At 46.1% G+C, this 12,257-nt stretch carries 5 protein-coding genes and 1 pseudogene; 2 read left to right on the forward strand and 4 right to left on the reverse strand.

Annotated elements, in window-relative coordinates; translation table 11 throughout:
• The 3 genes and pseudogenes from ACLGGO_RS33180 to ACLGGO_RS33190 form a co-directional block, all read right to left on the reverse strand.
• The coding region (locus ACLGGO_RS33180; protein ID WP_446422511.1) for a two-partner secretion domain-containing protein at positions 1 to 3,125 on the reverse strand (3,125 nt) is incomplete at its 3' end.
• 204 nt (positions 3,126 to 3,329) lie between these two features.
• Positions 3,330 to 4,007: pseudogene (locus ACLGGO_RS33185) on the reverse strand (adenylate/guanylate cyclase domain-containing protein); the annotation flags it as partial.
• Between the two features lie 1,141 nt (positions 4,008 to 5,148).
• Positions 5,149 to 6,690 carry an FAD-dependent oxidoreductase gene (locus ACLGGO_RS33190; protein WP_446422512.1) on the reverse strand — a complete coding sequence of 514 codons (1,542 nt, stop codon included), beginning with the start codon at positions 6,688 to 6,690 and terminating at the stop codon, positions 5,149 to 5,151.
• Positions 6,691 to 7,012: 322 nt separating this feature from the next.
• On the opposite strand from ACLGGO_RS33190, the gene ACLGGO_RS33195 reads away from it, so the two are divergent.
• The gene (locus tag ACLGGO_RS33195) at positions 7,013 to 8,128 is read left to right on the forward strand and encodes a hypothetical protein (RefSeq protein ID WP_446422513.1); all 1,116 of its coding nucleotides are present in this window, start codon (positions 7,013 to 7,015) and stop codon (positions 8,126 to 8,128) included.
• 378 nt (positions 8,129 to 8,506) lie between these two features.
• Here the strand turns inward: ACLGGO_RS33195 and ACLGGO_RS33200 are convergent, their stop codons facing one another.
• A complete protein-coding gene (locus tag ACLGGO_RS33200; protein WP_446422514.1) occupies positions 8,507 to 8,911 on the reverse strand; it encodes a CU044_2847 family protein in 405 nt (134 codons plus the stop codon).
• A gap of 254 nt (positions 8,912 to 9,165) precedes the next feature.
• Here ACLGGO_RS33200 and ACLGGO_RS33205 point away from each other — a divergent pair.
• On the forward strand, positions 9,166 to 12,257 hold a 3,092-nt coding region (locus ACLGGO_RS33205; protein ID WP_446422515.1), incomplete at its 3' end, for a tetratricopeptide repeat protein.

Raw genomic sequence — 12,257 nt, forward strand, 5'->3', positions numbered from 1 at the left:
CCGGTATTCGCCGTTGTCGCTGAAACCAATCCTCCATCTTTGACAATTAACCGACTCGTATCAATGGTTAATTCTCCTGCATTTCCCCCGGTTTCTGTGGCTAAGGAATCAAACAATAAACGACTAGGAGTGATTCCATCAGAAGCTGTACCAATAACTTCTACCGATTCAGACGCATTTACAGCTAGTTTTCCCGCTTCCCCGGTATTCGCCGTTGTCGCTGAAACCAATCCTCCATCTTTGACAATTAACCGACTCGTATCAATGGTTAATTCTCCCGCATTTCCTCCCGTTCCTGAAGCCGAAGAATCAAATAATAAGCTGCTTGAATTTTCCCCATTCGCCGACGTACCAATAACTTGCACAGAATCAGCGTTTACCTCCAACGTTCCGGCTTGACCTTGATCAGTGGTTTTTGCTGATACCAGTCCTCCATCCCGAACCAGCAACTGTCCAGTGGTAATGGTTAAATCTCCAGCATTACCTTCACCAGACGTATCAAAAGACACGCTACTTTGAATACCTGACTCTGAAGTACCGATTACTTCCACTGAATCCGTAGCATTCACGTTCAAATTCCCGGCTCGACCTGAACTAAAAGTGCTAGATGATAGTAATCCTCCATCTTGTATCAGCAATCGCCTCGTGTTAATCACCAAATCCCCACCATTACCAGAACCGCCAGTTATCGCCCGTACTTTGCTACCATTCCCGCTAACTCTTGATGTTCCAATTAATTCCACCGACTCAAGGGCGTTGATAATTAACTTTCCTCCCTGACCTTCACGTTCAGTACCTGTTGATATTGATCCGCCATCTTGAACAATCAATCGCCCTGTTTCAATATTCAATTCTCCCGCATTTCCAGAACCGCGAGAAAATGTAAACAAACCTCCTGGTGTTCCATCAGGTCTTGTGTCAATTAATTCCACTGAATCGGAGGCTTTGATTGTGACATTTCCACCCGCTCCACTACTGGTATCTTCAGTAGCCGCAGCAATCTCTGCCCCATCCCGGATAATCAATCGCCTTGTTTCAACGAATATATCTCCGCCATCCCCATCAAGCAAACTCTGACTATAAAAACCACTGGGACTAAGACGAGGATCTTCTATGTCTGGTGTACCAGACAATTCTATAAATTCAGACGCATTAACTCTCAATGTTCCTGACTGCGCTGTACCACACCGACTAACTGCTCCGTTTCCACAATTAGTTGTTGATAGTATCCCACCATCTCGCAGAATTAATTGCCTTGTGTTTACTGTCAAATCTCCAGCATCACCATCCCCCAAAGTCCTGGCTTGCAAATTGCTACCTACATAATCATCGCTATTTTCCCGTTGACCTACACCGATTAATTCCACAGATTCAGTAGCATTAATTGTGAGATTACCTCCCTGACCCGCCTCCTCGCCCTCACTTTGAGTTACAGTAAAGATTCCAGCCCCATTGCTGAGGGAAAGCGACCTAGCATTAATGTCAATATCACCTCCCTTACCCTGACCAGTCGTATTGCTGCGGATCAAGGTATTGGCGTTTATGAGAGAAACTTGATCTTGAGCCGTAATACGAATATCGCCACCAACACCAGAAACCGACCTGACCGAAGAGTCAACATCACCGGTAAACGTAATACTTTGGTCAGATAAAATAGTGATTGAGCCACCATTGCCAGAACCGCTGCTCGTATCAATCCTGCCGACTTCAATCGCCCCTCTAGAGTCAATAAATACTGAACCACTGTTACCAGAAAACTGCACAGTATCGTTCGTTAAAATTACTCCCACATTAATGACTCCTCCAGATAATGAAGGATTAGGTTGGTACTGATTGGTTAATAAGACAATGCCATCTTCAGCATTGATGTCAATACCACCTCTAATCCGAATATCGCTACGGGTTGGAGACGTATTCGTCTCAGGTGGTGCAGGTTGAAACGAACCATTCCCTATAATTCCTGGGATACCAAAAGCCGTAGTGCCAGATCTAATATCAACCGTTGGTTGAGTCTGACCATTAATGGGTACTGAAGTACCATCAGAAAGGATCACATTTTCACTCAAACCATTGATAGCGTCTGCACCCGTGATGATAATACCGCCTTCAACCTCCACTTGACCCCCTGCTAATATGTGCAGTGAGCCTCCCCTGTAGCCTTGAAAACTCACATCCCCACTGGCGCGAATCACTGGGTCATCAGGACTTGACAAATTGCCTAAACTGCTATCTAATTGTTCAATGCGAAAATTCCCACCACTCCAGAAATGAGCATCCGCACTAACGGTATTGACAGAACGCAGCACCATATCCTCACCGGAAAATAACCCACTATCGGGATGATTTAAGGCAAAAATATCGACCGTTTGATTCCCCTGCACCAACAGTTGACCCATCGCTGAAGCAATAAACGGATTCGTTATACTGTCGCGCACTTTCACCGTATCCGTCGCCAATAGAGTCAAATCCCCCCCAGCTTGTACCTGATTCTCTAGGTCAAGATTTCGACCCGCTAGAATTAAATCCCCTCCGACAGCTAAACCACCAGAACTTGCGATCGCGCCTTGATGATTTGACCCATATTGCAATCCCGGTGTCAGGTTAATCGTTAGTAATGGCGGTGCTTGGGGATTCGTTGCACTAAATTCTGTGCCATTCTCAAACACCCAACGCTGTGCTGTAGACGCCACAAATGCACCCTGAACATCCAACTGGGCATTTTTACCAAAAACAATCCCATTGGGATTCATCAGAAACAAGTTTGCTCCACCATTAACCCCCAGGGTTCCCAAAATATCCGAAACATCCCTACCCGTAACCCGGCTGAGAATATTATCAATTCCCGTCGGATTGGCAAAATAAACCCGTTGTCCCTCCCCCACATTAAACTCAGAGAAACTGTGGAACAGATTTGTCCCTCGAATCGCCCCCCCATCAATCTGATCGGTGGGAATTCCCTGAATGATCACATCCGGCGTCACCACAGACTGTTCCACTCCTAGAGTAGAATCAGGAATAACTTGGGCAAAGGTAGGAGTTGTCCAATGGGATACTACCCACGCGATCGCAACTCCTGCTGTGACACAAATTCCCCAACGTGGTTGACTTTGCCTGCATCTCACCATGACACCCTGTTTCAGACTCCGTATTTCTACTGATATTAAGATTAAGCAAGATGAACAGGTGCGATCGCTACCGTAGAATTACGTAAATTTGGTGCTTATGCTACGCTTCGTGCTGACTACGAACCTAAGGGCAATGGCACTGACTTAATTAGCCTATAATTCGGTTGGGTTTCCTGGCGTCAACCCAACCTACACCCTGTTCCCTTACAATTCAATATATTCAATTGTTGGCGAATTCTGTTTTCTTCCCGTGAGCAAATAACAATTCATCTGCCCCTTCCCTTTGACTTGAATCGGACCGCGATCTTCAAAATAATAGCGATGCTTGAGGCGTTTATACGTGTCTTCCGTTACCTGAATACTCCCCGGTAACCCGTGGGATTCCATGCGACTGGCAATATTTACCGTATCTCCCCACAAATCATAAATAAACTTTTTAATCCCAATAATCCCCGCAATCACGGGTCCGGTATGAATGCCAATGCGAATACTAAAAGACTTCCCGGTTTCTTGACAAAATTGCTCAATTACCCGTTGCATATCCAACGCCATATCCGCGATCGCCTCCGTGTGATTGAGCATGGGCATCGGTAGCCCCCCAACCACCATATAGGCATCACCAATCGTCTTAATCTTTTCTAAATGGTGTTCCTCAACCAGTTGGTCAAACTCTGAGAAAATCACATTCAAAATCTCAACCAACTCAATCGGTGAGGTGTGAGACGCCAACTCGGTAAACCCGACAATATCGGCAAAGAGTACCGTCACCTCATTAAAATGATCCGCGATCGTCCGCTCTTCTCGCTTCAAACGATGGGCGATAGGTTCTGGCAAAACATTCAGCAGTAGGTGTTCTGATTTTGCGGTTTCTTGATCCAATGTTTTTAACGCCGAGGCAAACTGTTTGGCAATAATTACCGCTGCAATTAATGCCACCGACACAGCCGCAACTAATAATATCGTCGCCGTATAACTGGTTCTATCAATGGTAGAACCAGCTCGCTCTGTCTCCGCCTTTGCCAAGTCGATTAATTTATCGGCTAGTGCCTGTGCCTGTTGATCAAAATTGCGAATTTTATCCTGAATTTCTTTATCGATTTGAACGATCTCTTGGGCAACCAATTGATAAGCATCTAGATATCTTAATGCCTGTCTCCGTTCCGTCGCATTAAACTTAGCACTTGCGTTAATCTGCTCACGTAACCTTTTCGCCGTTTCATTCAGCAACTCCATTTTGGCAGGCTCACGAGTAGATAAATATTCCTTTTCATAGGACTGCATTTCCTCGACAAGTCCGATCAACTCTTGAGCCTCTGCCAATTGCAGTCGATTCCGCAATAGGTTTAAATTTTGTTCCAGTTGCTCGATGACGCCAACATTATCAATCCCCAAATTACTCACCCAACCCACTGTTTCCTGGAAACTCCGAGAATATTGCTCGACGATTTCCACATACTCGACTAAATCCGGATTACTCTGCCGTTTAAATATCCCCCCCTGAACCTGAGCCAGAAGCTCTTGCAGTTCGCTACTAATATCGATAACTTTGTCAATCTCTTGGCGGTGTTTTTCGCGAAACTCATTCAGATTGCTACTGGAAAAATTAATACTGGGCCACCGTAAAAAAAAATCAATTTCCACGCGACGGGCATTGCGTAACGCCGCATCCATTTCAAACCCGCGCCGTTGAACTTCAATACTAGTTAGAAGCACCGCTTCTGTCTCATTACGCATTTGCCGCAGAGAGACAAAGCCCGTCATTGACACAATGCCAATTAACACCAGCAGCGCAATAAATGCTAACGCAAACTTGGTGGTGATGCTAAGTTTGCGCCCAGCTCCAGTCAGGCGCTTCCATCTTTTCATAGTCCCTTCTTACTTAGTCCTTCGCCATTTGCCCTTAGTCCGAAGTCGCCTTTCAATAACCAATGACTAATGATCCAGCAATCAATTTTGTAGAGACGTAGCATGTTACGTCTCTACAGCCTCCCTCATCTCCCCCACCATCCTGTGCCAAGTCAGATTAATAATCCCCCCCAGAACCATAGCGCCATGCATCCAGCCAACGGTGGTAATAGTATTGGGAAGTTGGGGGTAATCGATTTACGGGTTTGCTCATGAATTGTCCTAATGGATATAAGCCACTGTAGACACCCAGATTAATGTAATGCACCATCCAATCTAACAGCGTTGTTAACCCAACTTGGGGAATTACGGGAATTACCAGTCCCGGTTTAGTTAGGGAAATGAGTGTCAAGGTTTGGAACAATCTAGAAAACTGAACTACATCTTGCAGGAAAGGACGCAGTACGTCATCCCCCAACTGTGCCATTGTTTGAAAAACACCAGTCAGTAACTCATTGATTTGATTGGGGGGTAGATTTTGCTCAACTCCCACACTCATCGCCCGTTGAAACATCCAGGTAACGGCAATATTCGGCTGATAGGGTTGCAGTAGGGTCAAGGCGTCTTGAGTCAAAACGTCACAGCTCAGGGCTTCCTGGATGCCTTCTGTCAAACGTTTGAGGTGACGCACCATGGAACCAAATCCGCCAAAACTTACAGGGGATTGAGCGCCACTGCTATCACCCACGGGCAAAATTCGATTCCATGGCATTTTAATCGGGCTTTCTTTGTAGGATGGGAAAAAGCCAAATAACACTCGTTTAAAATCAAGTTGGGATAGTTCCACCCCCTGATAGTCGGGCAATAGCCGTAGGTATTCCTCCATAAAAAACCCCAAACTGGGACGTTGGGGATGAGCATCAAGATAGCTGAATAGATAGGTGGTTCTGCCATCCCTGGCGGGAAACGCTTCCCAAAAGTATTGACAATGATTCTGAATGGGTGTAAAAGAGAAGATTAAATCCCCCTTATCATTCTCGGTAAAACCCTGAGCGCAACTGCCCACGACTAGACAAACCCCTTCCGGTTTTTCCCCCTGTCGCACTTGCTGAACAATGGGAGAGAAGTTGCCCATCGCATCAATCAGCAACCGAGTGTTTAACCCACCCGCCGCCTCGACGCGCACCCCATCGGGATGAATCACCGCCCCCTCAAATGCCGTTTTTTCCAAAAGCTGACCCCCAGCATCGAGAAACTTGGACTTGAGCGTATCCAGGAGGAAAACCGGGTCAACGCCAATATTCAGGACATCCCGCACCCAGACATCCTCTCCACCCAAAAAACTAACCCGACCTGGGTTATACTCAGATGCGATCGCGTCCTCTAATTCTTCAGGCGATAACAGGTCAAGTTCCAGGAATACCTCAAGTTCAGGGCGGGAAATATTCCACTCTTGATCCCTCCCCCGCAAAATTCCCCGTTCCAATAGGGCGACGCGCCAGCCGCGCTTTTGCAACGCAGCAGCCAGTAAAATCCCTAAGGTACCACCACAGATAACGATATCCCAATCGATGCTTCCCAAAGGTTCAATTGATTCCTTAACCACCTGGGGAATCGGCGTGGTACCGTCTCGCAACGCTTGCCAGAATTGGTCAGCCTTCCGCAAGCCTCCCAAGACATCCCCCGGTAACTGGGAAAGAATTTGTTCAGTTTGATTCATGACTCTCTCTCTTGGCACAGATGCTCCCTCTACATCCTAATCTGCGAACGGTGAGATAGAAGGCGGAGGGGCAGAGGGGCAGATGGCACAAGGCAAGGAACAAGGAAATGATATAACGGTTCAATAAAACATGACCTAGGCAGAATGACACTCACTTAAACTGGGTTCGTAGTAGGCACGAAGCGTGCCAGCAGCGCTAAAGCGCTTACTACAAACTCTAAAGTCAGTGTTATTCGACTTAGACAGACTTTACTGTTGAACCCTCAATCCCTTTTGTTCCCTGTTCCCTTGTTTTAATGACACATTGAGGAGAACGTCAAAAATGAATAAACTATTTTTATTCGCTATTATCGCTATCGGCTCTATGGGATTCACGACTCCTGCTGTAGCCGAAACCCAAACCGCCGAATCAGGAAACGTCCGGGCTGACTTTTCCTATCAAAGCCAAGAATTTTGTTTAGATAACCCGCAATTGCAAATCAGTCGCGATGGGAAAATTATCCTGAATCAATCACTATCAACAGACTTGGCAATTTGTCGATTTACTGATTTACAAGTCCGCAACTTAGATGTTAACACCGAACCCGAAGTTATCTTAGATGTCTATACGGGTGGAGCGCATTGCTGTTGGGTTTCTTTAATTTATCGCTACGATGCGGCTCAAGATACCTATACAGCAACAGAACAGTTTTGGGGTAATGCTGGTTATGAATTCAAAGACTTAAATCAAGATAAGATCCCCGAATTTTGGACGCGGGACGATAGCTTTGCTTATGCCTTTGCCTCTTATGCCGGTTCGTCCTATCCCTTGCAAATTTGGCAGTATCGCAACGGCAAGATGGTGGATGTAACGCGCAGCTATCCACAACTGATCTACAATGATGCCTATCAGCTATGGCAGCGTTATACAGAAAGTGAGTATCCGGAAGTAGGTAGAGGAGCATTAGCTGCCTATTTAGCAGATAAATATATGCTCGGTCAAAGTGAAGATGGTTGGCAGCGTGTTCGCCAAGCTTATCAGGGAAATGATCGGGAGTCATTCTTTAGTGATTTACGTAAGTTTCTCCAACAAACGGGTTATATTAGAAACCCTGGAGAAACAGCCTATTATCGGCTAGCTGAGTTCGAGCCAACTGGACTGTACAATCAATGTCCCCAAGGAACTAGTTTAATGACGGCTGGGGAAACTGATAACTATCGTTTTGCCATCTGTGTGGGTGATTCAGGTCAATATTATATGGGACAATCAAAGCGCACGGGAGATTCGATTACAGTGAAACATAAGCAGGATGATCCAGAGAATTCGTTCCATCGTGGCGATACGGTTTATCGCCTGCAAATGGATGAAAGTGATTCGGCGAATTTGTATCTGGAAGTCTATCAAAACAACCGCCGATTATTGAGGGAAATGGCACAGAAGGTTTATTCATCAATTTAGATTTAGAAACAGTAAGGACACGGCAGATTTAATAAAAGAGGGCGGTTGAAACCGCAACTACACAAACCAAACCCGCCTGCGCGGGTTTCCTGTCGATTTTGTAGGTTGGGTTGACGCATGTTACCCAACACCCTCGAAACAAAAACAGAGCTTATGCACACACGCCATTTATGGTAGGGACACGGCATTGCCTATCCGTGTCAACTTAAGACTTTGTATGACTAGCGCTCAAAGTTTAGATCCCCCTAAATCCCCCTTCAAAAGGGGGACTTTGATTCCATTTATTATTCCCCCCTTTTTAAGGGGGGCTAGGGGGGATCTCTTATTAAGGCGGATTGATCTGATTGGGTTTGTATTCCAACCGTCATCCGCATACACTTATTTGATGTTAGCGTCCTGTTCAGTTGAGTCAGGAAATGAACATTCAACGGTAATCTTTAGGTTGCTTTTAGCTGTTCCTTTGGTGACATAAGGGACGCCAGCTTCACCACCCAGTTCGATTCCAAATTCTAGGGTGACTTTGTTGACGTTCGCGATCGCCATTTTTTTAAAGGCACTTAATGTGTAGATTGTGTACGCTCGAATTGTGCCTTGAATCGCCTTGAAATTCTGCACCATTTGCTTTTGATCTTTGACGACTTGAGCGTTTTTGCGAACTGCACCTTCTTCTTCCTCTTCCTCTTCGGGGACTTCTGTGGTAATGGCAGGAATGTTTACGTCTTCCGTGGCTTCAATATAGATGATGGTTTGATCGTCGAGCTTAATGGGGATGAGTTGAGGCATGATAATTTGATGGGGTGGCACTGGTTATTGTTTATCATACTTTCGAGTGCGACAACTGTTCGAGACGATGAGCCGAAAGTTTGTCATGATTAGGGAAAACCTAACCCCCCAACCCCCTTCCCTCCCAGGGAAGGGGGAGTCAGAACTCTTGCTCCCCTCTCCTTGTAGGAGAGGGCTAGGGAGAGGTTCGGGCAGAGGTTACTATTGAACAGGGGGCAAGCGTTCCAGAATAACTGAGATAAAGATGGTTGGCGATGAGTCGCGATGCTTTGGTTATTGGTATCAATAAGTATGAGCGATTGAATCCCCTGCAAGCACCAGGGGGAGATGCTGAAGCGGTAGCTCAACGACTCGAACAGTATGGTGAGTTTAAAGTAACCCGACTCCCAGGGATAAAGGATAAGCAGAATAACCGGATTCGGGTTGGTCAAAAAACCAAGGTGACACTGAGTCAGCTAGAAGACGCGATCGCACAATTGTTTATGCCAGAGGGTCGGTCTGCTCCTGATACAGCGATATTATACTTTTCTGGGCATGGATTGCGGAAAAGTCGGGGGATTCAGGAAGGCTTTTTAGCTAGCAGTGATGTGAATCCGGAGGTGGGGAATTGGGGATTATCTCTCCAGTGGTTACGTCGATTGCTGCTTGCAAGTGAAGTGCGACAGCAAATTATTATCCTGGATTGCTGTTACAGTGGGGAGGTTCTCAATTTTGCTGAAGCTGATCCAGGGGAGCGAGGGAAAGGACGCGATCGCTGTTTCATTGCCGCATCACGAGAGTTTGAGGTGGCGTATGAGGGAATTGATGGTGAATATAGTGTTTTCACTGCGGCTTTACTAGACGCTCTCGAACCCAAGTCAGAGCGCTGGGTGACAAATCACACTTTAGTAGATCTTCTCAATCAAATTGACTCAGAGTTCCCCCAACGCCCGATTTGTACCAATTCTGGGACACCGATTAATCTTACTCGTTGTCTGACACCACTACAACCCAAATCAGGGACTCTGAAAACTGAATTAGCGTCTTCTCCCCATAATTTAAAGCATAGTGGTGTGATTGAATTTGTGGGACGCTCGGAAGTCCTGGAAAATCTACACCAAAGGTTACAGCAAACCGAGCGCATCGCTATTTGTGCCGTAGCCGGGATGGGAGGGGTAGGTAAAACTGAATTAGCTCTACAATATGCTCTACACCACCAGAAACAGGGAACCTACCCCGGTGGCTTGTGCTGGATACAGGCGGGGGATGGAGTTGTGGGAACTCAGATTGTCAGTTTTGCCAGAACTCAATTAGATTTACAGTTACCCGATGGGTTAGAGTTAACCGAACAGGTGGCTTATTGCTGGCGACATTGGCGTTCAGGGGATGTTCTATTTATCTTTGATGATGTGCGAAATTATGGACAGATAAAACCCTATCTCCCACCTGCGGAATCCCGGTTTAAAGTATTAATCACCACCAGACGGCAAAGGTTAGGGGCATCTTTTCAAAGGATACATCTGGATGTACTCACAGAAGCAGCCGCGATTGCTTTGTTCGTGTCATTGATTGGACAAGAACGGATAGAGGCGGAACCGGAACAGGTAAAACGTCTATGTCAAGAATTAGGCTATTTACCCTTGGGATTGGAATTAGTGGGGCGGTATTTACAGCGTAAGCCGGATTTGTCATTAGAGAAAATGTGCCAACGTTTGGAGTTAAAGCACCGTTCTCTAAGGAATCCAGATGGGGACATGACGGCACAATTAGGAGTCGAGGCTGCATTTGAGTTGAGTTGGCTTGAATTGAGTCAAGAGGCTCAAAAGTTGGCTTGTTTGCTGAGTGTATTTGCGTTGGCTCCCATTCCTTGGAAATGGGTAGAACAATGTTGGACAGAGGAAGATGTAGAAGCGTTAGAGGATGCTAGAGATGATGAATTGGTGAATCGGAGTTTATTGGAACGGGTTGATAAAGGGAGTTACCAACTGCATCAACTGATTCGGGAATTCTTGAACGGGAAGTTAGAGGAATTAACTGAAGCATCAGAACTGAAACAACGGTTTTGCCAGGGAATGGTCATGGCGGCACAGCAGATTCCTGAGACGCCAACGAAAGATGATATTGTCATCGCCACCCCAATGATTCCGCACCTAGCAGAAGCTGCAACGACTCAGCAGGATTGGTTAAATGATGAAGATTTAATCTGCCCCTTTATTGGTTTAGGTCGATTTTATGAAGGTCAAGGATTCTACAAACAGGCTTTACCCTGGTATAAGCAGTGTTTATCAGTAACGAGAGCGCGTTTAGGAGATGACCATCTATCTGTGGCAAGCAGTCTCAACAATCTGGCTCTGCTCTACTTATCACTTGGAAGGTATGATAAAGCTGAACCTTTGTTGGAGCAAGCCTTGGAGTTGAGAAAACGCTTGTTGGGTGATGACCATCCCCAAGTAACAAGCAGTCTAAACAATCTGGCAGGACTCTACTATTTACAGGGAAGGTATGATAAAGCTGAACCTTTGTATGAACAAGCCTTGGAGTTGAGAAAACGCTTGTTGGGTGATGACAATCTCTATGTGGCAACCAGTCTCAACAATCTGGCAGGACTCTACTTATCACTTGGAAGGTATGATAAAGCTGAACCTTTGTTGGAGCAAGCCTTAGAGTTGAGAAAACGCTTGTTGGGTGATGACCATCCCGATGTGGCAACCAGTCTGAATCATCTGGCTAATCTCTACTCATCACAGGGAAGGTATGGTGAAGCCGAACCTTTGTATCAACAAGCCTTAGAGTTGAGTAAACGCCTCCTGGGTGATGACCATCCCGATGTGGCAACCAGTCTCAACAATCTGGCTCTACTCTACAAATCACAGGGAAGGTATAGTGAAGCTGAACCCTTGTATCAACAAGCCTTAGAGTTATATAAACGCCTGCTGGGGGATGACCATCCATACGTGGCAACCAGTCTCAACAATCTGGCTCTACTCTACTCATCACAGGGAAGGTATGGAAAAGCCGAACCCTTGTTTCAGCAAGCTTTAGACTTGAGAAAACGCCTGCTGGGGGATGACTATCCCGATGTAGCAAGCAGTCTCAACAATCTGGCTCGACTCTACTCATCACAGGGAAGATATTCAGAAGCTGAACCTTTGTATCTGCAAGCCTTAGAGTTATATAAACGCCTGCTGGGTGATGACCATCCATACGTGGCAACCAGTCTCAACAATCTGGCTGGACTCTACTCATCACAGGGAAGGTATAGTGAAGCTGAACCCTTGTATCAACAAGCCTTAGAGTTGAGAAAACGCCTGCTGGGGGATGACCATCCATACGTGGCTACCAGTCTGAATGATCTGGCTAATCTCTA

This window comes from Coleofasciculus sp. (genome assembly GCF_046565525.1).
Classification (GTDB): Bacteria; Cyanobacteriota; Cyanobacteriia; order Cyanobacteriales; family Coleofasciculaceae; genus Coleofasciculus.